General features: G+C 67.7%; 25 protein-coding genes. 9 read left to right on the top strand and 16 right to left on the bottom strand.

Annotation, left to right across the window (positions count from 1 at the left end; genetic code table 11):
- Position 1 precedes the first annotated feature (1 nt).
- The 3 genes from AC3EO7_RS13665 to AC3EO7_RS13655 all read right to left on the bottom strand — a co-directional run bounded on the left by AC3EO7_RS13665 (position 2) and on the right by AC3EO7_RS13655 (position 3,128).
- Complete coding sequence (locus AC3EO7_RS13665) at positions 2 to 1,021, bottom strand: alpha/beta hydrolase (RefSeq protein WP_431969861.1); 1,020 nt, start codon at positions 1,019 to 1,021, stop codon at positions 2 to 4.
- 94 nt (positions 1,022 to 1,115) lie between these two features.
- The gene (locus AC3EO7_RS13660; protein WP_435591359.1) at positions 1,116 to 1,979 is read right to left on the bottom strand and encodes a helix-turn-helix domain-containing protein; all 864 of its coding nucleotides are present in this window, start codon (positions 1,977 to 1,979) and stop codon (positions 1,116 to 1,118) included.
- Between the two features lie 69 nt (positions 1,980 to 2,048).
- Positions 2,049 to 3,128: an AraC family transcriptional regulator gene (locus AC3EO7_RS13655; RefSeq protein ID WP_488186271.1), complete on the bottom strand. Its 1,080-nt coding sequence runs from the start codon at positions 3,126 to 3,128 to the stop codon at positions 2,049 to 2,051.
- Between the two features lie 125 nt (positions 3,129 to 3,253).
- Between AC3EO7_RS13655 and AC3EO7_RS13650 the strand changes: the two genes are divergently transcribed.
- Together AC3EO7_RS13650 and AC3EO7_RS13645 are read left to right on the top strand one after the other, a co-directional pair.
- The gene (locus AC3EO7_RS13650; protein WP_435591357.1) at positions 3,254 to 3,427 is read left to right on the top strand and encodes a hypothetical protein; all 174 of its coding nucleotides are present in this window, start codon (positions 3,254 to 3,256) and stop codon (positions 3,425 to 3,427) included.
- A gap of 50 nt (positions 3,428 to 3,477) precedes the next feature.
- Complete coding sequence (locus tag AC3EO7_RS13645; protein ID WP_435591356.1) at positions 3,478 to 4,482, top strand: NAD(P)H-dependent flavin oxidoreductase; 1,005 nt, start codon at positions 3,478 to 3,480, stop codon at positions 4,480 to 4,482.
- Positions 4,483 to 4,551: 69 nt separating this feature from the next.
- Here the strand turns inward: AC3EO7_RS13645 and AC3EO7_RS13640 are convergent, their stop codons facing one another.
- On the bottom strand, positions 4,552 to 4,683 hold the full coding sequence (locus AC3EO7_RS13640; protein WP_435591355.1) for a response regulator transcription factor: 132 nt from the start codon (positions 4,681 to 4,683) through the stop codon (positions 4,552 to 4,554).
- Here AC3EO7_RS13640 and AC3EO7_RS13635 point away from each other — a divergent pair.
- Entirely contained in the window at positions 4,656 to 4,787 is a 132-nt protein-coding gene (locus tag AC3EO7_RS13635; protein WP_435591354.1) for an SDR family oxidoreductase, read from the top strand. The genes AC3EO7_RS13640 and AC3EO7_RS13635 overlap by 28 nt on opposite strands.
- Before the next feature lie 41 nt (positions 4,788 to 4,828).
- Here the strand turns inward: AC3EO7_RS13635 and AC3EO7_RS13630 are convergent, their stop codons facing one another.
- Complete coding sequence (locus tag AC3EO7_RS13630) at positions 4,829 to 5,743, bottom strand: RNA polymerase sigma-70 factor (RefSeq protein WP_435591353.1); 915 nt, start codon at positions 5,741 to 5,743, stop codon at positions 4,829 to 4,831.
- Between the two features lie 178 nt (positions 5,744 to 5,921).
- Between AC3EO7_RS13630 and AC3EO7_RS13625 the strand changes: the two genes are divergently transcribed.
- Positions 5,922 to 6,407: a carboxymuconolactone decarboxylase family protein gene (locus AC3EO7_RS13625; RefSeq protein WP_435591352.1), complete on the top strand. Its 486-nt coding sequence runs from the start codon at positions 5,922 to 5,924 to the stop codon at positions 6,405 to 6,407.
- Positions 6,408 to 7,597: 1,190 nt separating this feature from the next.
- Positions 7,598 to 8,275 carry a hypothetical protein gene (locus AC3EO7_RS13620; protein WP_431969854.1) on the top strand — a complete coding sequence of 226 codons (678 nt, stop codon included), beginning with the start codon at positions 7,598 to 7,600 and terminating at the stop codon, positions 8,273 to 8,275.
- 373 nt (positions 8,276 to 8,648) lie between these two features.
- On the opposite strand, the gene AC3EO7_RS13615 is transcribed toward AC3EO7_RS13620, so the two are convergent.
- The 7 genes from AC3EO7_RS13615 to AC3EO7_RS13585 form a co-directional block, all read right to left on the bottom strand.
- Positions 8,649 to 9,776 carry a metallophosphoesterase gene (locus AC3EO7_RS13615; RefSeq protein ID WP_435591351.1) on the bottom strand — a complete coding sequence of 376 codons (1,128 nt, stop codon included), beginning with the start codon at positions 9,774 to 9,776 and terminating at the stop codon, positions 8,649 to 8,651.
- Positions 9,777 to 9,853: 77 nt separating this feature from the next.
- The gene (locus AC3EO7_RS13610; protein ID WP_431969852.1) at positions 9,854 to 10,078 is read right to left on the bottom strand and encodes a hypothetical protein; all 225 of its coding nucleotides are present in this window, start codon (positions 10,076 to 10,078) and stop codon (positions 9,854 to 9,856) included.
- 172 nt (positions 10,079 to 10,250) lie between these two features.
- The gene (locus AC3EO7_RS13605) at positions 10,251 to 10,853 is read right to left on the bottom strand and encodes a putative immunity protein (RefSeq protein WP_435591350.1); all 603 of its coding nucleotides are present in this window, start codon (positions 10,851 to 10,853) and stop codon (positions 10,251 to 10,253) included.
- Between the two features lie 490 nt (positions 10,854 to 11,343).
- Entirely contained in the window at positions 11,344 to 12,141 is a 798-nt protein-coding gene (locus AC3EO7_RS13600) for a crotonase/enoyl-CoA hydratase family protein (RefSeq protein WP_435591440.1), read from the bottom strand.
- A 102-nt stretch (positions 12,142 to 12,243) separates the two neighbouring features.
- Positions 12,244 to 13,272, bottom strand: coding sequence for a zinc-binding dehydrogenase (locus tag AC3EO7_RS13595; RefSeq protein ID WP_435591349.1), 1,029 nt, complete (start codon positions 13,270 to 13,272; stop codon positions 12,244 to 12,246).
- 190 nt (positions 13,273 to 13,462) lie between these two features.
- Complete coding sequence (locus AC3EO7_RS13590; protein WP_435591348.1) at positions 13,463 to 14,554, bottom strand: lipocalin-like domain-containing protein; 1,092 nt, start codon at positions 14,552 to 14,554, stop codon at positions 13,463 to 13,465.
- 58 nt (positions 14,555 to 14,612) lie between these two features.
- On the bottom strand, positions 14,613 to 14,927 hold the full coding sequence (locus AC3EO7_RS13585) for a putative quinol monooxygenase (RefSeq protein ID WP_431969848.1): 315 nt from the start codon (positions 14,925 to 14,927) through the stop codon (positions 14,613 to 14,615).
- Between the two features lie 60 nt (positions 14,928 to 14,987).
- On the opposite strand from AC3EO7_RS13585, the gene AC3EO7_RS13580 reads away from it, so the two are divergent.
- Both AC3EO7_RS13580 and AC3EO7_RS13575 read left to right on the top strand, forming a co-directional pair.
- On the top strand, positions 14,988 to 15,944 hold the full coding sequence (locus AC3EO7_RS13580) for a GlxA family transcriptional regulator (RefSeq protein WP_435591347.1): 957 nt from the start codon (positions 14,988 to 14,990) through the stop codon (positions 15,942 to 15,944).
- Positions 15,945 to 15,992: 48 nt separating this feature from the next.
- Entirely contained in the window at positions 15,993 to 16,967 is a 975-nt protein-coding gene (locus AC3EO7_RS13575; protein ID WP_435591346.1) for an RNA polymerase sigma factor, read from the top strand.
- Positions 16,968 to 17,000: 33 nt separating this feature from the next.
- On the opposite strand, the gene AC3EO7_RS13570 is transcribed toward AC3EO7_RS13575, so the two are convergent.
- From AC3EO7_RS13570 to AC3EO7_RS13555, 4 genes are all read right to left on the bottom strand, one after another.
- Positions 17,001 to 18,074 carry an LLM class flavin-dependent oxidoreductase gene (locus tag AC3EO7_RS13570; protein ID WP_435591439.1) on the bottom strand — a complete coding sequence of 358 codons (1,074 nt, stop codon included), beginning with the start codon at positions 18,072 to 18,074 and terminating at the stop codon, positions 17,001 to 17,003.
- Positions 18,074 to 18,580: an SRPBCC family protein gene (locus AC3EO7_RS13565; protein ID WP_435591345.1), complete on the bottom strand. Its 507-nt coding sequence runs from the start codon at positions 18,578 to 18,580 to the stop codon at positions 18,074 to 18,076. The genes AC3EO7_RS13570 and AC3EO7_RS13565 overlap by 1 nt, the downstream gene beginning before the upstream one ends.
- Positions 18,581 to 18,660: 80 nt before the next feature.
- Positions 18,661 to 19,170 (bottom strand): winged helix-turn-helix transcriptional regulator, encoded by a 510-nt coding sequence (locus AC3EO7_RS13560; RefSeq protein ID WP_431969844.1) that lies wholly within the window; start codon positions 19,168 to 19,170, stop codon positions 18,661 to 18,663.
- On the bottom strand, positions 19,167 to 19,757 hold the full coding sequence (locus AC3EO7_RS13555; protein WP_431969843.1) for a TetR/AcrR family transcriptional regulator: 591 nt from the start codon (positions 19,755 to 19,757) through the stop codon (positions 19,167 to 19,169). The genes AC3EO7_RS13560 and AC3EO7_RS13555 overlap by 4 nt, the downstream gene beginning before the upstream one ends.
- A 105-nt stretch (positions 19,758 to 19,862) precedes the next feature.
- Here AC3EO7_RS13555 and AC3EO7_RS13550 point away from each other — a divergent pair, with 105 nt between their 5' ends.
- Together AC3EO7_RS13550 and AC3EO7_RS13545 are read left to right on the top strand one after the other, a co-directional pair.
- Positions 19,863 to 21,149, top strand: coding sequence for an NADH:flavin oxidoreductase/NADH oxidase family protein (locus tag AC3EO7_RS13550; RefSeq protein ID WP_431969842.1), 1,287 nt, complete (start codon positions 19,863 to 19,865; stop codon positions 21,147 to 21,149).
- A gap of 285 nt (positions 21,150 to 21,434) precedes the next feature.
- Complete coding sequence (locus AC3EO7_RS13545) at positions 21,435 to 22,352, top strand: acetoacetate decarboxylase family protein (protein ID WP_431969841.1); 918 nt, start codon at positions 21,435 to 21,437, stop codon at positions 22,350 to 22,352.
- The last annotated feature ends 1 nt before the right edge of the window (position 22,353 follow it).

Raw genomic sequence — 22,353 nt, 5'->3', positions numbered from 1 at the left:
GTCATCGCCTTCCTGCCTTCTTCGATTTCGTTGCGAACGAACGTGATTCGGCGAGACGATCCCGGAGGAACTCGGTGATCTCCGCACGCGCGGCCTTGGCCTGCGGCACCAGGCCCGGCATGCTCAGGAAAGCGTGCGGCGCGCCTGGATGTTCGGTGAGCCGCGCGGGCGTGCCGGACGACAGCAGCCGTTCGGCGTAACGACGACCGTGATCGGCCAGCGGGTCGACGGTCGGCACCACCACGAGTGCCGGGGCCAGCCCGCTCAGGTCGTCGGCGAGCAGCGGCGACACCGCCCGCGCGTCCGATCCCGGCGGCACGGCCAAGCGCTGGAACAGCCGCAGCTGCGCCGCGTCGAGGGTCGGAGTGTCCGCGTACCGGGTGATCGAGGGATGGTCGAACGCCGTCTCGGTCACGTCCGTCACGGGATTGACCAGCACCTGCGCGCGCAGGTGCTGGCCGGAAGCTTTGGCCCGGATCGCAGCCACCGCGGCGATCAATCCGCCGGTGCTCTCACCGAAGACCACGGTCCGCGTCGGGTCCACTCCCCATTCGTGGGCGTGCCGCACCACGTGCCGCAGCACCTCCCACCCGTCGTCGACGGCCGCCGACAGGGGAGTGCCCGGGGCGAGGAGACGATGCTCGACCGAGACGACGACCGCGGGCAGCGAGGCGGCGAGATGGCTGTTGGCCCAGTCGCACTGGACCGCCGTGCCGACGAACCCGCCGCCGTGTACGTGCAGCACGAGCGGCAGCGCACCGCCGTCTTCGGTCGACGGCCGGTACTCACGGACCCGAATCTCACGATCGGGCAGCGTCACCTCACGCCACCGGATCGCGACGCCGCCTGCCGGGCGTCCGGTGATCACCCTGCCGAGACGAGACGACCGCCTGCGGTTCTCCGCGTCGCGGTAGGCGATCAATTCGTCGGCCGTCATCGTCGACCAGTCCGGCGCCTTACGCGCGGCGTGCAGCAACCGGATACCCAGCGGCAGTCGTTCGGTGCCGGTGACGTCGTTCATTTCTCCTCCATGGGACTGTCCCGCTTGCAGATTCGACTGCCAGCATGGCCAGCGCACCGCGGGGGTGTCTTGGAGAAATGTTCCGTTCGGGTGGTCAGGCGGACGAGCGCTGGTTCGCCTGTGCTTGCCCGGCGCCGGTCCACGCGACGTCGTCGACGGCGAGCCACGGCGCGACCGCGACGGCCCGTGGCGTCACCCCGGCGAAGGCCATGACGTCCCGGTGCAGATGGGATTGGTCGACATAGCCGCTTTCCACCGCCACCACGGCCGCGCTGTGACCCGCGGCGAGCAGGTGCGCCGCGTGGTCGAAGCGGATCAGCTTCGCGGCGCTCTTGGGAGTGAGACCGATCTGGGATCGGAACCGGGTCCACAACCGTTTACGACTCCAGCCGACCTCGTCCGCCAGCCGGTCGACCCGAATTCGCCCACGGCTCGATGCCATTCGCTCCCAGGCGAAGTCGATCTCCGGATCGACCGCGGGGCCCGTCCCATGGCGCCGAGCGAGCGCGGCCTCCACGATCGCGAACCGGTCCTCCCACGACCGGGTAGCAGCCAGGCGCTCCTGGATCCGCACGGTGTCGGGCCCCCAGAGCTCCTCGAGGTCGACCACCGCCCCGCCCAGCTCCGAGGACGCGCCGAGCGCCGCGTGCGCGACCACCGGCGACAGCCGTACCTGGAGGCAGTCGATATTCCGTCCGGACCCCCGAACGCCGCCGAGCGAGAGACCGGTGACGACAGTGCCTCGCGCCCGCCCGCCACCGGCGTCGTCGACGAGCAGCCCATCACCGAAATCGATGAACATTGTGAGCGCCGGGTACGGGATCACCCGAATATCGATGAGACTCGCAGTCCGACCGCGAAACGCGGCCATGCTGACTCCGGCGATCCGGCTCGGCCGTGCCGGGAGCGCGATGTCCCATACGGCCGCGGCGTCACGAACCGGCTCGACAGGTGGCATGTCGCCATCGTACGAGGCGCGCGAGAGGTGGTGTGCCGGAGCGACTCCGGTCCCGGTGAGCCGGTCGGGTCAGATGCGGCGCGTGCGCCGGACTTCACGAGGAGAGAGCTTCCACCAGCGGCGGGCGGCCCGCGAGAACGACGGCTGCTCGACGAAACCGACGATGCCCGCGATATGACCGAGTGGCAGGTCGGTGCCGAGCAACAGTCTGAGCGCGGTTTCGCGACGAGTGTCGTCGAGGAGTTGACCGAAGGTGACACCGGCTTGCTCCAGGTGTCGCTGGAGCGAGCGGGGGTGCATCATCAGCAACCGGGCGATCCCTGCCAGCTCGACCGTGCCCGTGCCGAGCGACTCCCTGATCGCGGTTCGGGTGCGGGACACGATGTCCGTCTTGCCGGTCGACGTCTGCTCGGCGAGGAACGCGATGGCGAGCTGACGAATCGTGTCGTTGACGCCCACGAGTTCTTGATTCGGCAGTGCCGCGGGGAGACGGAGTATGGCGGCCGGGTGGGGCTGCCGAGTTCGGACCGGCGCTCCGAAGTAGTCCGCGTAGTCGCGGGGCGAGACCGGGGACTCGTACGGGAGATGGACGCCTAGCAAACCGTACGGTCCGCCGTTGAGGTAGGTGATGGCGCGGTGGGTGAAGCCGATACCGAGGTCGACGGCCTGCACCGGACCTGCCGCAGTGGCCGGGCCGTAGTAGAGCCCGACCACGCCAGGACGATGCTGAGGGTCCTCACCCATGGACACCGTGAGAAACCGGCCGTACGAGGAGAGGTATCGCGACAGGCAGTCGAGAGCGTCGCCGATGGTCGGCGAGTTCGTCATCGCGACGGCGAGAGTCCCCAGAACGGACACAGATTGACGTCCGGCGACCCGAAGGCCGAAGTCGGGGCACCGCAACTGCTCCGCGGCAACCTCGAGCAACGCCGCGGCCACCTTTCCTGGAACCAGGTCGTCGTCCATGTCGAGGGACTTCGGCGACAGGCCGACTGTGAGCGCCAGCGAGTCCGCGTCGCCCCCGAGCTCGGCGACGACGCTCCTGAAGCCGCGCAGACTGGCGGAGCGAATATGACTCACGGTGAGATTGTCGCACTCAGATAAAAAAGAGTCGTGCTCGGATAACTTCTTGTCGATCCCGCCCGGCACACTCCGATGTGTCGGCGCAACCCGCCCGGCGGCACAACGCGGCCGTCCTTCGCCGCGCGGCCGCCCCGGCGAACTCTCGGGCGACCCGCGCGGGAACGTGCCGGACAGACAGGAACACGACGAGCATGAGCGACCGCTCCCTGGTGGACTACCAGGTCGAAGACCACATCGCGACCGTCGCCATGAACAACCCCGGCAGGGGCAACTCTTACACCATCGAGATGTCGGCGCGCCGCGACCCGAAGTTTCCCGGCCGGGTGCCCGATGACCTCCCGACCTGGTTGCCCCGGCTCTCCTGACGCGAATCCCGATCACCGACCACTCGTCACTCAGAACGAAAGTATCGATCATGACTTTGCCTCCCGCCCTTCGTATTCCGCTCGCGCTCCCGGTCGTCGCGTCGCCGCTGTTCATCGTGTCCGGCCCGGAACTCGTCAGCGCCCAGTGCAAAGCCGGCGTCATCGGCTCGTTCCCCGCGCTCAACGCCCGCCCCGCGTCGGCCCTGCGCGACTGGCTCGCCCAGCTCACCGAGGACCTGGCCGCGCACACCGCCGCGAACCCGCACGCGCCTGCCGCCCCGTTCGCCGTCAACCAAATCGTCCACAAGTCCAACGACCGGCTCGAATCCGACCTTCAGGCGTGCGTGGACTTCCAGGTCCCCATCGTGATCACCTCGCTCGGCGCACGTCCCGAGGTCAACGACGCGATTCATTCCTACGGCGGAATCGTTCTACACGATGTCATCAGTAATGCCTACGCGCACAAGGCGATCGAGAAGGGCGCGGACGGACTCATCGCGGTCGCGGCGGGCGCGGGCGGGCACGCGGGAACGACCTCGCCGTTCCCGCTGATTCGCGAGATCCGCGAGTGGTTCGACGGGCCGCTCCTGCTCTCCGGCGCGCTCTCGCACGGCGCGTCGATCCTGGCGGCGCAGGCCGCGGGCGCCGACCTCGCCTACGTCGGCTCCGCGTTCATCGCGACGCACGAGGCCAATGCGGCGGCCGGGTACAAGCAGATGCTCGTCGACAGCACCGCCGCCGACATCGTCTACTCCAACCTGTTCACCGGCGTGCACGGCAACTACCTGCGCGGCAGCATCGCCGCCGCCGGATTGGACCCGAACAACCTCCCCGAATCCGACCCGTCGAAGATGAATTTCGGTTCCGGCGGCAACACCGGGGCGAAGGCGTGGCGTGACATCTGGGGCTCCGGACAGGGCGTCGGCACCCTCGAGGAGGTCACCTCGGTCGCCGAACTCGTGGCGCGCCTGCGCACCGAGTACGACGAGGCCCTCGCCACCGGGGTGTGGGACGGCACGTCGATGCGTCACCTCGCCGCCGCGCCGTCCGCGTAGCACCTCATCCGTGGCCCCGGAGCCCGAGGACGGCCAGCCGAACCCGGTTGGTGGCACCGGTTTTGGTCATCAGGTTGGGATGTGGGTCTTGACCGTGGTGATGCCGACGTGCAGTCGCTCGGCGATCTCGGCATTCGACAGGCCGTCGGCGACCAGTTCCAGCACCTCGGCGTGTGCCTGGCCTGGGCCGGCTTGCGACACCGGAGGAGATCGCGGCGTTCGCCCTCACCCTGGCCGCGCCGGAGCACCAGTACCTCACCGGGGCGCAACCGGTCATAGACGGCGGGAAGACAGCGCACGCGTGATCGCCTGTCCCGCAAGCCTGTCGCAGCAGACTTCCTGATCGTCAGCGGGACAGGGCGGTCTCGCGCCGCACATGGGACAGTTTTTCGGGATTCCGCATGGCGTAGAGCCCGGTGACGAGCCCGTCATCGATGCGCACCGCCACGACAGTATCGATCTCGCCGTCGCGCCGAAGTATCAGCGCCGGATAGCCGTTGACCTGTGCCAGCTGCTTGGCCGCCGCCGCGAGCCTGCCGAGCCCGGCGGACAGCACGCGAGCCACATTGCCTGCGCCAACGATGGGCGAGAGCGTGGCCTGCGCGATGCCGCCACCGTCGCCGAGGAACACCACATCCGGCGCGAGGATGTCGAGCAGGTTCTGGAGATCACCCGTGTCGATCGCGCGCTGGAACGCGTCGAGCGCATCGCGCGTCTCGGTGGCGGAGACGATTCCGCGGGGTCGGCGCGCAGCGACGTGTGCCCGTGCCCGGTAAGCGATCTGGCGTGCCGCGGCCGGGCTCTTGTCCACGGCTACGGCGATCTCCTCGTACCCCACGTCGAACACTTCACGCAGCACGAACACCGCCCGCTCGGTGGGTGTGAGCGTCTCGAGCACCAGCAGCATCGCCATGGAGACGCTGTCGGCCAATTCGACGTCCTCGGCCACATCGGGCGTGGTGAGCAGCGGTTCGGGCAGCCACGGTCCGACGTAGGACTCCTTGCGTCTGCCGAGAGTGCGCAGCCGGTCCAGCGCCTGGCGGGTGGTGATCCGCACCAGGTACGCGCGCTGATCCTGGACCGTGTCCACCTCGACCCCCGCCCACCGCAGCCAGGTCTCCTGCAGGACGTCCTCGGCGTCGGCGGCCGAGCCGAGCATCTGGTAGGCGACGGTGAACAGCAGGTTGCGGTGGGCGACGAACGCCGCGGTCGCCGAGTCACTGTTGCTGTCGCCGGGCACGCTCCGCGATGTACCGACCATGGGGTGACTCCTGTTCGCTCTCCAGTAGTTCACCCATCAGACGCCGGGCTCGGCCGTTCCGTAACACCGAAATGTCGTGGCGCACGTCACATCGGCGCGCTGTTACGCGGCCCCGGGAGCCGTCGTCTGGTGTTCGTTCAGTGCGAAAGCACCCGACACCACCAGTGAGGACCACGTCATGGAACCCCGTTTCACCCTGAACGACAACGAACTCGGCGCCAAGATCGGCAAGCGGTTCGCGAACACCAGCCTGGCCATCGCGCAGTCGACCCTGCCGAAGTCCACGCTCGAATTGGTGGAGCTGCGCGCCAGCCAGATCAACGGCTGCGGGTGGTGCACCGACGTGCACACCAAGGAGCTGGCGGAAGCCGGTGAACCTGCGGTCCGGATCAACCTGGTCGCCGCCTGGCGCGAGGCCGCCGTGTTCACCGAGGCCGAGCGGGCCGCGCTGGCGCTGGCCGAGGAGGGCACCCGGCTCGCCGACGCCCACCATGGCGTATCCGACGACACGTGGGCCCAGGTGCGCAGGCACTACGACGACGACCAGATCGCCGCGCTGGTCTATCTGGTCGCCATGATCAACGCCGCCAACCGGCTCGGCGTGATCGTACGCATGCAGGGCGGTTCCTACGAGAGCGGCATGTTCGCCAGCATCACCGATTGATCGTCAGGCGAATCCCGGTCCGGCCCAGAATCATTCGATCCGGGCCGGGGCCGGTGACGCCGGGCGCGGCCATCGATCCCCGCCGGTGTGATCGCCACGGCGACAGCCGCCGTGCTGGTCGGATTCACCGACCCGCTACCGCCATTCCCGGACCCGGCCGTCGACGAGAACGGCGTGATCGACGCGCCGTACGGCGTGATCACCGGCATGGGTATGGGGCCGGGCGCCAGTTGGTGGAGGCGTGGATCGTTGCAAATAGCCGCACTCGCAACGAGTTCGGGCAACGCACAGCAGCGAATCAGCGCCCACACCTGCGATCACCCGGGGCGTACCGCGTGCTGTCGTTTGTCATAGCTCCGGCCGTCCCGTCGTGCGGGCAAGCCGGGCGACGGGTGCGATATCGCTGCACATGCCTCCAGCGGCTGGGGCGACGGCACCGGGTTCAGGCGTTCGATCGCGTCCAGGACATCCGATCCCGCGGGCAGGTGCAGGGGGCCGGGTCTGGGCCGCGATGCCCAGCGGCAGCCGAAGCCGGAGTCCGACATGGGGAGCAGTATCCGTCGCCCGGCTCGACGGGGGACGACTCCGAGATCGATGAACCTCGGCGCGCTCGACGGCATCAGCGGTTCGATCAGAAAGGTCCACTGTGTATCTCGCTGATCACTGATGACGGGCGGACAGGTATCCGCGAGTAGCCCCAGGACTCGACGTCCGAGTGCGGAGGGGAGGTCCAGCGCGCCGATTCGCGGTCCGCACACCACGGTCGCGCGGTCGGCGGTCAGCTCGACCGGCAGACCGTATCGGTGCCGCAGCAGGTGAGCGATATCGACTGGCGTGTAACAAGATTCGAACATCAGATGGTGTTCTTCTGCACGACGTGATCTCCCCATCGGTGGTGCGGAACGCCCGGATCGGGGCGATGGTGCAACCTCATCACCGCCGTATTGCTGAGCAATGGCCGTTCTGTTCCTTTCGCGTTGCCAGCAGCGCGCTGGGGGCGACGACCGGGGTTCGGTTGTGGGGGAACGTGATTCGGCCGACAGGTGCCGCGTCGATCTGATGGGGTTTGTAACGACCGGGGAGCATCCGACGACTCTCGCAGGGGATTTCTTTACCGATCATTCCGGTTTGCCGGAACCCTTGCGCGCCTGTCCTATTCGGGGCCGGGCGGCATATTCAGAGGAGAGGCTGTGCGGATCGTGCAGATGTTGAGGATGGGCCGCCGGTGGCGTGCGGGCACCGGATTGGTGCTGAGCGTCGTCGCGCCGGTGCTGATCGTGACCGCGTGCACAGCGGACGAGCAGGACTCCGCCAAGCCGGGTTCGGGGACCGCGACGGCGACCTCGGTCAGCCCTTCGAAGACCACGACCCCGGCCACCAGCACTACGGTGCCGGGCAGCCCTGGTGTCGGGCAGGCGGGCGGTGGCGAAGGGTCGGGTTCTGGGCAGGCGGGGGCCGGTCGGCCGGTCGCTCCCGGGGGCACCGACAACTGTGGAACCGTCGTCGTCTGTGGTGTGGCGCCAGAATCTCAGCCGGTGGAGGGTGGTACGGACACCTGCGGTGCGACCTTGTGCGGTGAGCCGAGCTACCCGCCTCCGGCGCCGGGCGGTACCGACTACTGCGGGCCCGAACCTTGCGGCGTCTATGTGAAGTGCACGGACAAGATCAACTACGCCGGAGATCCCCGCTCCAACAACGAGATCAACAATATCGGCGTGCGAGACGGCGTGTGTCCGGAGCCGATCCGCCCCACGACCACCAGCGCCGCTCCGCCGACCACGGCCACGACCACGCCGACACCCGCGCCCACGACCACGTCGTCGCCGGAAGCGACCACAACCACGACCACGACAACGGCTGCGCAGTAGCCGACCGAGCCACCCTCGGAGGCGGGTTGGTCGCCGAGGTGGCGAACCCGGCCGGAGCGGTAGCCACTGGAGGCTGCCGTCACGGAATGGCGGCGGCCGGGTGTGCATCCCCTCTGGGACGCATCGGCACCCGGTTATCGCCAGACCGCCGGTCCAGAAGTCCCGGGCGGCGTCCTGCTCGGCCACGACGGTGGGCGGACCCGACAGCGGAGATCTCGATGACGGCGGGCTCGAACTACCGCGAAGGCGAGTAGCGGACTACGCGCGAGGTCCGAACTCGTGTGCGTCACGCTCGGATAGTCCAGTTCATGCGTTTCGGCCGGTGACAGGTGGGCCCGCTGGCCCGTACCGTCGCGTCGAGCCCAACGTGTCGTTACTGCGGACGCAGGACCAGCACGGTGATTTCGCTCGGTGCGAAGACCCGCAGTTGCGGACCCCAGAAGCCGGTTCCCCGGCTGGTGTAGAGCTGGGTGTCGCCGTGGCGGCTCAGTCCCGCGACGACGGGCTGGTCGAGCCGGACGAGATAGTGGAAGGGCCAGATCTGGCCGCCGTGGGTGTGGCCGGAGATCTGGAGTGCGACACCGGCGGCCGCGGCGTCGGTGATCTGCTTGGGTTGGTGGGCGAGCAGGACGACCGGCGCGCCCGGGTCCGCGCCCGCGAGCGCGGCGGGAAGGTCCGGGCCGTGACCGGGCAGGCCGACACCCGTCGGGTCATCGATACCCGCGATCACCAGTTGATCGTCGCCGCGGCGCACTGTCACGTGCTCGTTGTGCAGCGGTTGCCAGCCGAGCGAACCCATGTGGTCGATCCAGCCTTGCGCGTCGCCGAAGTACTCGTGGTTGCCGGTGATGTAGAACCGGCCGAGCTCGGCCTCGACCTTGCCGAGCGGATCGACCTGCGCGCGCCGCTTCGCCACCGAGCCGTCCGCGAGATCACCCGCGTGACAGGCGATATCGGGACGTTGCGCGTTGACCACCTCGACCACGCGCTCCGACCAGCGCAATCGGTCGAGCGCGGCGAAATGGGTGTCGGTGACGACTACCAAACGCAGGCCGTCCAGCGCCGCACCGAGTCCGGGGATGGCGACCTCCACGGTGCGAACTCGCGGCACCCGCCGCGCTTCGACCACGCCCCACACCACGAGCACGGTCGCCGCGGCGAGTACGCCCGCGGCGACGATCCGGGAGCGAGCCGGATCGCCGACACCGGCCACGGCGAGCCCCAAGCGGGCCACGTTACCGAGCACCGACCAGCTGAACACCACCCACATCACGCCGAGCAGCGTGTCGCCGACGATCGAAGCGGCATCCGACTGCGCGGGTCCGTGACCGAGATACATCGATGCGGGCAGACAGCAGAACGCCAGCGCGAACAACGCCGAGCCCAGCCAGAACAGCGAGCCGGTTCCCTGGGTGGGCGCTGCCACCAACGTCCACCACGGCAGCAAGATCAGTACAGCGGGAATCGCCAGGAACATGACCAGGCGGGATACATATCTCAAGAGGGCTCATCCTCGCGCGCGGGTGTAGCGCGCGGTCCCTCACCCGGCGCCATGAACACCTCCGACGATAGCAGCGGTTATCCCACGCCGAGGCGCTCGGCGGCGACGGCGAGATCCTTGTCGCCGCGACCCGACAGGCACAGCACGACGAGCGAGTCCGCGAGAACCTCTCCTCGGTCGGCCATCTCCAGCAGATGCCCGACGGCGTGGGCCGATTCGAGCGCGGCGAGAATGCCTTCGGTGTGACTGAGCGCCTGCATTCCGCGCAGTGCGACGGCGTCGGTGGCCGCGCGATAACTCACCCGGCCGCTTCGACGCCGATCAGCCGCACCCGCGGATCGTCGGGAAGCATCTCGTGCCGGAACCCGCTCGCCGCCACGTCGTGATCAATCCTCATCAACACCAACGCTTTCACCGCCACAAACCCGACGGCTCAGGCTGTTCGGCTCGCACTAGCGCCCGGCAACGAGCGAGTTAACAGACCCGATCTTTTGGATGGCCGAGGTTTTCGCGCAACGATGCGTCCAGTTTTCGCCACAGCTCTCCCACGCGGCCGCGACCACTCGGGGCGGGTGGGTAACGCCTCAGGACGCTCACCACGAGGGGGCTGGCCAAACTTGTTGCCTTCTCGATGTATTCGTCTCCCACGCTGCGGTCGTCACCGGCGTCGAGTTCGAGTGCTCGAGCCGCGTGGGCGGCCGACATGAGGATGTGTCCGCCTTGAGTCGCCTTCGCCAGCGGGTGCAGGTACGCGGCTCCTCCCGCATGACCGGCGGCTCGCGCCGCGTCGACGGCGGCTTCATGGTGCGTCTCCCCGGCTGCCCGTGCGGCCCGGTGCGCGTCCAGTGCGGTCACGCGGAGCGCCTTCGTTCGCTTGCCCCCAGCGGCGAATCGGCGTGCCTCGTCGAGCACGGCCCGGGGGCGTGGGTCATCCGGGCAGTCGCGCTCGAAGATCGCCAGAACAGGCTCCGCGCAGGCCACGGCATAACCCGTGACTTCGCGTAGTTCGGCCATGCTGAGTTCGATCGTCAGATTATCGTCAGCCGCATTCATGCTGTCGACAGTATCGTTGAACATTTGGTTGGGGCTTTGCGGTGATATCGGCAGGACAGTGCGAGCAAACCTTCAAAGTCGCTCGAGTCGATGGTTTTGCAGGAACATCGGCCACGGTCTCGCCGTCGTGGATCAGCCGATGCGCGTCAGCGCCAGAATGTTGGAAACAACCTGTCACGCATTGATATCCGGCTCGTCGGTGGCGAGAACAGTTCTTGACAAGGCATAGTCGGATAGCTTTCTTGGACTCGATCATCGACGGTCGCTGCCCGCGCCCACCCTCTTGCAGTCGACTCGCGCGCGAAGGTCACCGCCGCCTCCCGGGAAGCGACGAAGTGTAGAGGCGCCCCGAGGCCGAAATCGACTGTCAGATGGCACAGCACATTGCTTTCCTAACTCCGAATACGGCCTCGGTGACACTCACGGCCTCGGCTGCGGCGAGCTCCCATGAAATCGACGCCGGATTCGGCGGTTGCAGCGCCCGCTGTCGAGTGCGCTGCAACCGCCGATCCTCCTATCGGCCGGTGAACCGCGCCGGCCGCCGCTCCAGGAACGACAACATGCCTTCCTGGGCATCGTCACTGGTGACCAGGCGCCGCAACTCGTCACGGATGGCTTCGCCCGCGACGACCTCGCCGTCGCTTATCGCGCGCCGGGCCGAAGCCATCGTCGCTCGGATGCCGAGCGGCGCTTGCTCACTGATCCGTTCCGCCAGTTCCACTGCCCGATCGAGTTGACGGCCGGGCTCGACGACCTCTTGCACGAGTCCAAGGCGCAGCGCCTCGTTCGCGTCGAACGGATCGCCGGTGAGCAGCCAGCGCATCGCATTGCCCCACCCCGCGTCGCGCGGCAGCCGGAAAGTGGCGCCACCGAGGGGAAAGATCCCGCGCTGCACCTCCATCTGCGCGAACTGGGTGTCGGCGGAGGCAATGCGGATGTCCGCGGCCAGCATCAGTTCGATCCCGATGGTCATGGACCATCCGTGCACGGCCGCCACCACCGGAGTGGTGCGCGCCGGTCCGGTGGTGGACACCGGATTCAGCTCGTCCTCGGCCCAATCGACGCTGCTTTCCGTGATCTGCGGTATCACATCGGCCAGATCGAGCCCGCCGGTGAAGTTCGCGCCGTGACCGTACAGCACACCGCAACGCAGCTCGTCGTCCGTTTCCAGTACGTAATAGGCATTGCCGAGAGCACGCAGCAATTCCATATCGAATGCGTTGCGCTTGGCCGGGCGGTTCAATCCCATCAACAAGACATGACCCGACCGTTCGACGGTGAGTACCTCACTGGGCCGCAGATTTTCGATCATGCCTGAGCCTGTGCCTTCATATGATTCTCCATTCATGACATCGACGACGACCGAGCAACGGTCGAAATGCGTTGTGCTGTGGTGCACCGACCGGTTTTCCGGTCAGGGACGGACGAGGACTTTGAGTGCTGTGCGGGTGTCCATGGCGCGGTAGGCCTCGGCGATTTCGTCGAGGCCGGTTTCGCGGTCGAAGACCTTGCCGGGCTCGACGCTGCCGTCGAGGACGCCAGGCAGCAGGGCGTCGATGTAGGCCCGGACTGGTGCGGGCCCTCCGGTGAGAGTGATGTTCGGACCGAACAGGGTGCCGAAACCCACTGCGGCGTCCTTGTATTGGGGGACACCGACCCGACTGATCACACCGCCGGGGCGGACGATGCCGACGGCCTGCTGATAGGCGGGCATGTGACCGACTGCTTCGACGACGACGTGGGTGCCATCCCCGCCAGTTAGCTCACGGACGGCGGCGATGCCTTCCTCGCCGCGCTCGGCCACGACGTCGGTGGCGCCGAATTCGTGGCCCAGGTCGGTGCGGTCCTTGTGGCGGCCCATCAGAATGATGCGCCGGGCGCCGAATTGGGTGGCGGACAGAACGGCCATGAGCCCGACAGCGCCGTCGCCGATGACGGTCACCGTCGTCTCGGCGGTGACGCGGGCCGCGCGGACGGCATGGTAGCCGGTGCCGTAGACGTCGGACAGCGTCAGCAGCGACGGGATGAGTGGTGAGTTCTCCTCGGCGGGAACGGGAACGAGCGTGCCGTCGGCGAAGGGGACCCGCACCGCCTCGGCCTGTCCGCCGCCCGCATTCCAATAGCCGCCGTGCCTGCACGAGGTCTGCAAGCCTTCGCGGCAGAAATCGCAGGTGCCGTCCGACCATACGAACGGCGCGATCACCAGGTCACCCTTTTTCACGGTGCGTACGTCGCGGCCGGTGTCCTCGACCACGCCGACGAACTCGTGGCCCATCGAACTGCCATGGGGCGTCGGCTTCATGGAGTGGTAGGGGTGCAGATCCGTCCCGCATACGCAGGCACGTACCACGCGGACGACGGCGTCCGTGCTGCCGCGGATCACCGGGTCGGGGACATCGATGACGCGGACGTCACCGGGTCCGTACAAATAGGCTGCTCGCATGAACATCCTCCTGTAATCGGGGTCTGGGTGTTCGGTGAGACTCGGAGCCTGGGCCCGCCTCGGCCAAGGCGGGCGCAGGCTGTCGTCTCAGCGGTACGTCACCGCGCCGACGAGGGTGGGCAGCTGTGACCGTGCCGCATCGGCTTCGTCGAGGCGGATGTCCGACAGGCGCACCCGTTCGAAGAACGTCTCAGGCCTGATGGCCGAAGAGGAGCGGGCGCTCGTCACCGGCGGGCGTGACAGCGGTCGGCTCGTGTCCGCGCTCACCGAAATACAGCAGCTCCCATACGGTTTGCCCGCTGCGAGTGCTGGTCTGGCCGTCGCTGGTCTCGGTCAGTTCGACGTCGCCGAGGAAGCGGTGATAGGCGCCGTGTGCGCCGAAGTCGAGCCGGAAGATGTCTTTGCGGTACCGGAAGGTCACGGCGTAGGTGGCGCCGTCTTGCTCGATGGAATACCGCACACGTTTGTCGACGGGCACACCGCTGTCGGGATGGATCGAGCGATCGTCGGCGATCACGTCGACGCCGTCGTCGCCCACTCGCGCCGCCACGATCTCCCCGGATTTGACGATCAACAGCACCGGAACCGTCGCGCCACCGTATTCGGCGTCGACGACGAACATCAACGTCACGATGGTGTACTCGCCGAGCAGGGCGCGGCCCCAATACCAGTGGTCGAGCACCTTCCGTGGCGCGATGTTGCCCCAGTTGTGGTCGTGGTAACCGAGACCGGACAACCGCGCCGCGCTGCCGTCGATCGTCAGGGCCGCCTCGACCGAGCCGCGTGCGACGACCGGCAACCACGCGATGTAGTGCTCCTCGTGTTCGCCGAAGTACAAGAACCCCGATTCGGGCCGCCACGGCGGCACCTGCGGCGTGAGCGTGAGATCCACGCTGACTTCGTCGATTTCGACGTGGATCACATAGCCGCGCTGATCCCCGCGAAAGATGTTGGCGCCGATCCGCACATCACAGGTGTTCGTGGCGGCCGAGAACTCCGACGGCTGCCCGACATAGGTCTTCTCGAGCCGGCTGCCGTCCGCGCGCGTGAGCGTCAGCAACACGAACGGCGTCAGCGGCGCCTTCGGTGACACGTATGGGGGCTTGGTGTGGAACTCGATCGTCAGGACCGAGCCATCCTCCAGATGACCGTCGAAATACCACCATTCGAAGGTCCCGTCGGCTGCGCGGGTGCGCAGCCCGTCCTCCCGGGGCGCGACCACGCCCGGGACGACGTTCGCCCGCCGGTAGTGATTCTCGGTCCTGCCCACTACGGATTTCATTTCCACTCCTTACGCCGAGCGGCCGCCGAGACAGCGGCCGCTGCTGCGACGGCGTCGATCACGCCGCGCCGTTCTTGACCGCGACCACCGACAGCGGCGACACCACCGGCGGCTGGGCGAGCAGGTCGCTGCCCTCGCCCACGATCAGTGCCGCGGCCGCGCCTGCCATGTGGGTCTTCTGCTCCTCGGGCGAGGCGAACACATCGACGAGGAAGAACGTCGACGGCTCCGTCGCCGATCGCCCGGCCAGCCACACGGTCGTTCCGGCCTCGGCTTCGATGAGCGGAAGGGCGCGCTCGAGGAGGCCCGCGAAGGCATCCGCCTTGTCCGCGGCGGTGGTGAAGGTGACCATCATTGCTGTGCTCGTTGTCATGGCGGTGACGCTATTGGCGGCAACGGTAAGGATTGCGACAAAGTGGCTAAACTTTGCGACATGAAGATCGGTGTGGCCGCGATCGCCGGGGGCTGGGACTCCGGGCTGACCACAGTCCTGGACGTACTGCGGACCGCCGAAGCCGCCCGAGAAAGCGTCGACCGGAACATCCCGGCGATCTCCGTGTGCACTATCGCGGCAGGAACGGAGCCGATTCCCACCCAGGGCGGGCTGCTGGTCCCGATCGATTTCACCTTCGACGACGCCCGGATGGACGACCTCGATGTACTCGTCATCCCCGCCCTCGGCGCCAACAGCCCACCCGGCGTGATCGACGCGTTGATGCGCCCCGACGTCTCCCGGCTGCGCACTCGGCTGCGGGACTGGGCCGACGAAGGCCGTCAACTCGCTGCCGCCTGCACCGGCACCCTGCTGCTCGCGGAGGCGGGCATCCTCACCGGACGCAGCGCCACGACCAGCTGGTGGCTGGCCACCGAATTCCAGCGTCGCTACCCGCGAGTCGACCTCGACATGACGCGAATGGTGGTGCAGGACGGGCACATCACCACGGCGGGCGCCGCGTTCGCGCACATCGATCTCGCGATCACCCTCGTCGGCAGGTCCAGCCCGCAACTCGCCGATTTCACCGCCGCCACCCTGCTCATCGACCAGCGCCCTGCCCGCAGTATCGAATCCGCCCTCGGTTATCTCTCGTCCGTCGACCGGCTCGTCACCGACTTCGAGACCTGGGCCCGGCTACACCTGGCCGAACCCATGTCCATCGCCGACGGCGCCGCGGCCATCGGAACCACCCGTCGCACCTTGGAACGCCGCGTCCGTCAGCAACTGGGCATCACGCCCAACGCCCTCGTTCAGCAGATGCGCGCCGAACGGGCTCGGCACCTCCAACGCACCACCAAGCTGACCCTCGCGAAGATCGCCCCGATGGTCGGCTACCAGAGCAGCGCCGCGCTGCGCAACGCACTCAACACCACCGAAAGTCGCGAGAACGACTGAGAGTCTGCTCGTGTCACGCGAAACTTTCTTCGCGGGGGGTGTCCGAGAATGGTCCGTGGCTTCGACGTCTCGGACGATCGCCGCCCGGCCGATTCCGACGACACGCTCGTCCTGCTGTTCCTGTGCTGCCACCCGGCGCTGTCGCCGACCGCGCAGGTGGCGTTGACGCTGCGCGCCGTCGGCGGCCTCGGCACGGCCGAAATCGCCCGAGCGTTCTTGGTTTCCGAGGCGACCATGACCAAGCGCATCGGCCGGGCCAAGCAGGCGATCAAGGCGAGCGGCGCTGCTTTCGCCCCGCCCGCGGCCGCTGAGCGCGACGCGCGATTGGCCGCGGTGTTGCACGTCTTGTATCTCGTCTTCACCGAGGGATACGCGCCGACTTCCGGCCCGGATCTGCACCGGGTCGAGCTGTCCGCCGAGGCCATCCGCCTGACGCGGCTCGTGCACCGGCTGCTGCCCGACGACGGCGAGGCCGCCGGCTTGCTGGCCCTCATGCTGTTGACCGATGCGCGTCGGCCCGCCCGCACCGGGCCCTGCGGCGAACTCGTCCCGATGGCCGAACAGGACCGATCTCGCTGGGATCACGCGATGATCGAGGAGGGCATCGCGCTGATCACCGAGGCGCTGACCAGGGGTACGCCGGGTCCGTATCGGTTGCAGGCCGCGATCGCTGCGGTGCACGACGAGGCCCCGGCCTATGCGGAGACCGACTGGCCGCAGATCATGCTGCTCTACGAGAGGCTGCTGCGGCTGGTCGACAATCCGATCATCGCGCTGAACCACGCCGTGGCCGTCGCCATGGCGGTCGGCCCGCGAGCGGGTCTGCGGCTGCTGGACGACCTCGCGGCCGACGAGCGACTCCGCGCCGACCATCGGGTGCCCGCCGTGCGCGCCCACCTGCTGGAGCTTCTCGGCGAGAAAGCGGCCGCGCGCGAGTTCTACCTGCGCGCGGCCCGGCAGACCACCAGCCTTCCCACCCAGCGCTACCTGTACGCCCGCGCCGCCGCTCTGTCCGCCGACTGAGCGGCCGACTCGGGGATGCGCGCGGCTACCTGGTCACCCTTGGGCCGGCCGGGTGCCGACCGGCTCGATGTCGCGCACGATGTCGATGGCTCTGCCGAGGGTGTCCAGGCGGGCGTCGAGGGTGACACCGGCGGGGTAGAGCCGCACGGTGGTCACTCCGGCGTCGCGCCAGACCCGCAGTCGATCGCGCACCACCGGCTCGGTGCCGATCAAGGTGGTCGCCAAAACCATCTCATCGCTGATCAGGGCCGCGGCACCGTCGCGATCGCCGGCTTGCCAGCGTTCGCGCACCTCGGCGGCGACCTCGGCCCAGCCCTGGCGGCTGTAGGCGCGGTTGTAGAAGTTGGTCGACTTCGAGCCCATGCCGCCGAGGCTGAAAGCCAGTTCCTTCTTACGGCCGGCGACCATGGCCGCCAGCGCCTGTTCGTCGGCCGCGAACGCGACCTCAGCGCCTTGGCAGATGTCGAGATCTGTTCGGGTGCGGCCGGATCGGGCCAGGCCCTGGTCCAAGTGGGCGAAGTAGGCGTCGGCTGCACCTTCGGGGACGAAGCTGGTGCCGAGCCAGCCGTCGGCGATCTCACCAGTCAGGCGCAGCATGGCGGGGGAGAGCGTGGCCAGGTAGAGGGGGATGGTGTGCAGTGCGCGGGTGGACAATCGCATCGGCACCGCGTCGCCGCCGGGCAAAGGGATCTGGAATTCGTTGCCCGCGTAGGAGATCTTCTCCCCGTGCAGGGCGGAGCGGACGATATCGACGGTTTCCCGGATGCGGGCCAGCGGCCGCGCATACGGCACGCCGTGCAGACCTTCCATCACCTGCGGTCCGGAGGCGCCCAGACCGAGCAGGAACCGGCCGCCGGACAGGTTCGACAGAGTGATGGCGGCTTGCGCGATGGCTACCGGGGTGCGGGTGCCGACTTGAATGATGCCGGATCCCAAGAGGATTCGGCTGGTTCGGGCCGCGTAATAGCCCAGCGCGGACGGGGCGTCGGAACCCCACGCCTCGGCGACCCAGCAGATGTCGAGGCCGAGTTTCTCGGCCTCGACGACGAAATCGGCTTGTTCTCGCCAGTCGCCGCCGGACGCTTCGATGGTGGTCGCGGTGCGCATCATGCCTCGGCTCGCTGCTTGATCTCGGCGAGGTTGGCGCGCATACCGGATTCGAATTCGCGCAGGCGCACGAAGACGATCTTCTGCTCTCTGTCCGGCATTCGTTCGATCGCTCGGGACAGTCCGGACGGGGCCGGTCCTAGTTGCGCCCATTGCGACAACGCGGTGCCGCCGTTCTCGGGTCGCAAGCGAAATCGCCAGATCGCCGACGGGTTCGCCGGATCGTCGATGGCCCAGGCGAACACGTGTGGCGGTTCGTATTCGACGACATGGGAGGTGGTCTCCCATTCCCCGAATGCGGCGTGGCTGTTACGTCCCCGGAATCGCGCGCCCACGACGGGGCCGGTCGCGCCGTCGAGCCAGTGCACCGACTGCAACTCGGCACTCAGATGCGGCATGAGGTCGATATCGGAGACCAGATACCAGACGCGTTCGGGCGGCGCGTCGATCCAGATATCCACCTCGACGCTGGGCTTGTCGGCGTATCGCGCGCCCGTCCACTCCATGCCGTCCGGCCTCCTCGTCCTCGACGGGACCCGCAACCCGGGCCTCTCACCTCAACAGTTGCGTAATTAGATGGCCGAAGTCAAGCCTCGTGGTCCGGTTCGAACCGCCGTCGTACCTCGGGATGTCGTGCGAGTTGCTCGGGATATCCGGGACCGGTGTGCATGGTGGTCTCCTCGGCGCGCAGTGAGTGCCCGCACTCGGCGCAGACGACTTCGGCGTGGGTGTCGTGCCCGCACGATTCGTGGTGCAGCGTGATCGGGGCGCCTTCCTCGCCTGCCAGCCAGCGATCGCCCCAGCGGGTGATCGCCGCGATCACGCCGAAGAAGTCGCGCCCCTTCTCGGTGAGGACGTACTCGTAGCGTTTCGGCTCGTCCGTGTAGGCGCGCTTGATCAGCAGTCCCTCCTCGAGGAGTTTGCCCAGCCGTTCGGTGAGAGTGTTGCGCGGAATTCCGAGCGCGCGCTGAATCTGATCGAACCGGTGGATGCCATAGAACGCCTCGCGCAAGACCAGGAGCGTCCACGAGTCGCCGACGATGTCCGCGGTGCGCGCGATCGAACACGGCCAGTGCGCGAAGGAGAGTCGCTTCATCCCACCACCTGGCCTGACGCACCGAGGACCGCGTAGACCGCCGTGCGGACTCGGTCGGCGACGACCTCCGGGGAGGAGGAGTCGTACTTGCCGTCGAGGTGCAAGAAGGCCAAGCCGTGGACCAGCGCCCAGACGGCCGTTGCCATCCCCTCCGGCTCGGCAGCTGGAAAGGCCTGCTGCACAATATATTTGACGTACTCGTTGATCGCCGCCGCCGCGGCTACCCGTTCGGGACTCGTCGGATCGCAAGGCTCGGCGAACATCACGCGGAACAGTCCCGGACGCGACAGCGCGAACTGGACGTAGGCGATCGCGATCGCGGCGAGGTCCTCGGCGGTGGTCGGCGCGGCATTCGCCGCGGCCAGATGCGCCGCCATGTCGCGATAGCCCACCGCGGCGACGGCGGACAGCAGGGCGGTGCGGTCGGCGAAATGACGGTATGGCGCCGCGGTGGACACGCCGGCGCGCCGTGCTGCGGCGCGAAGCGACAGCTCGCCCGCGCCGCCTTCCTCGAGCAGCTCCACGGTCGCGCGGATCAGCGCGTTGGGTAGATCGCCGTGGTGATACGACGTGGTCGACGTTGCCATGGGTCCAACCTAACAAGTGTTGACATCGCTTACACCTTTCTCTAGTGTAAGCACCGCGCACATTATGTGAGCACTGCAAACATTCGTGATCGGAGGGAGTTCCCCATGGCGAGCGGTTCAGAGTCGGACGGGTTGTTCTCGCCTCTCCGGCTGCGGTCCGGCCAGGTATTGCGCAACAGGATCGCCAAGGCGGCCATGGAAGAGGGGATGGCCGGGCGAGCGCAGCTGCCCGACGATCGCCTGATCGCGCTGTATCGACGGTGGGGCGCAGGAGGCGCGGGCCTGTTGATCACGGGAAACGTGATGGTGCACGCCGAAGCGCTGACCGGACCGGGCGGCATCGTCCTGGACGCCGACTCGCCGCTGGAGCCGTTCGTGGCGTGGGCGCAGGCCGGTAAGACCGTGGGCGCGGCGATGTGGATGCAGATCAGCCACCCCGGTCGGCAGGTCCAGGCGCGGATGCCCGGAGTCGTCTGGGGGCCTTCGGATATCGCGGTCGATGTGGGCCGCCATTCCAAGCGGTTCGGCCGACCTGTGGCGATGACCCCTGAGCAGATCGACGCCACCATCGCTCGGTTCGTCACCACCGCGGAGCGGGCCGAGCTGGCCGGGTTCGACGGGGTCGAGGTCCACGCCGCGCATGGCTATCTGCTGTCGCAGTTTCTGTCTCCGCTGGTCAACACTCGCACCGACGAGTGGGGAGGCTCGCTGGAAAACCGCGCGCGGCTGCTGCTCGAGATCGTGCGTGCCGTCCGCGACGTGGTGTCGCCGAGTTTCGCCGTCGCGGTGAAACTGAATTCCGCGGACTTCCAGCGCGGTGGCTTCGAGGCCGACGACGCGCACAAGGTGATCGCGATGCTCGCGTCGCTGGGCGTGGACCTCGTCGAGGTGTCCGGCGGCAGTTACGAAAGTCCTGCCATGTCCGGTCGCCCGGCCGATGGGCGCACCGCAGCCCGGGAGGCGTACTTCCTGGAACTGGCCACAGAGCTGGCCGAAACCAGTGCGATACCCCTGATGCTGACAGGCGGGATCTCCCGCCCGGATACCGCTGAGCGAGTGCTGGCGAACAACGTCGCCGTGATCGGCATGGGAACGGCGCTCGCGGCGACTCCCGATCTGCCCAACCGCTGGCGCGAGGGTTTGGCGGCTGCCGGGACCTTGAAACCGGTGACCTGGTCGGACAAGCCGCTTGCGTCCCTCGCCGAAATGGCGCGTGTCCGCTACCAGATGCGCCGGATGGCCGCTGGGAAGAACCCCGCGCTCGGTGTCGGCCCGGTGTTCGCGCTGATCGCGGATCAGCGGGTGCAAGGTCGCGCACTACGTCGTTACTCGCGATGGCTCACGTCGAAGGAACGGCACGAGGCCCGGAAGCCGAGCGCGGCGGCGCTCTGAGCCACGCGTCGGCGATCCGGGCCGCGGCCAAGCCCAACGGCACGTCGCCGTTCGCCGGTTGCCGGATGACCGGGTTGCCCAATCGGGAGGAATTGCCCCAAGACACCATCCGGGCGCGCTCCTCATTTCAAGCAATTCTTTCGGCCTGAACCGCCTCCGGTCCTCCCTCCGGAGGCGTCGCTGAACCCATGGCCTGGATCACAACCCTCGCATTGTTGACAGCGCTTACATCCGCGGCTAACCTCATGTTTGCACTGCAAACATGAGAGCGAGGGAGAGACACCGATGTCATCGACCCATCAGGACACCGTCGAGGTCGACCTGGGTGGCCGCACGGTCACAGTTCCGAAAGGTGGCCTGTACGACCGGTATCGGATGAACACCGATCTCGACGAAGTCGTGCGCGATCCCCGCGTCGGCAGCGTCGACTTCTTCCGGCGGTTGCCCAAGGCGAAGGTCGACTCGCCGATCGGCCCCACGCTCACTCCGAACTTCTACTACCGCATCTCGACGGCCCGGCTCACGATGCTCGCCCGCTCCCGCGCGATCCGTGCTCGCCTGCCGAGAGAGTTGGCGCCGCTGGAGATCGCGCCCGGCCTGGGACTGGTCTCGGTCATGTTCTTTCGCTACGACGTGTGCGACATCGACTTCTACACCGAAGCCGCCGTCGGCATCGCCGTCAGGCCGGCGCGGCACGGCGGACTCGGATTCGTCGACCTGGTCTCCGCTCTGAAGAACGACCACATCAATTCGTACGTGCTGTCCCTGCCGGTCAGCTCCGATATCGCCCAGGTGCGCGGCCACGACGGCTACGGCTTCCCCAAGTGGGTCACCGAGCTCGATGTCGAGATCGATGCCGGTCGAACCGTCGCACGCGTGGCCAACGACGCAGGCGAGACAGACCTCTCGCTCTCGGTCGCCACACCCGCTCAGACCGCGTATCCGACCGGCGAGCGTGTCTCGACACTCACCTCGTACACGTCGATCAACGGTGCGTGGCACTCGACCCTGAGCCAGACGAACGTGCTGTCGGCCGGAAGTGCGCTCCTGCCGAGCAAACTCGACCTCCAGATCGGACGTGGCCGCTTGGCCGACGACCTGCGATCGCTCCAGCCGATGAAAACCGTTCGGCTCGACGTCATGACCGAAGGTCAACTCGCCCTGCACATGCCGGTCCCCACCTCGGTCCCGAGCCGGAACTAGG

The sequence above is a fragment of the Nocardia sp. bgisy118 genome (assembly GCF_057708605.1).
The sequence above is the reverse complement of the archived record's forward strand: the minus strand, read 5'-3'. Positions and strand labels throughout refer to the sequence as shown.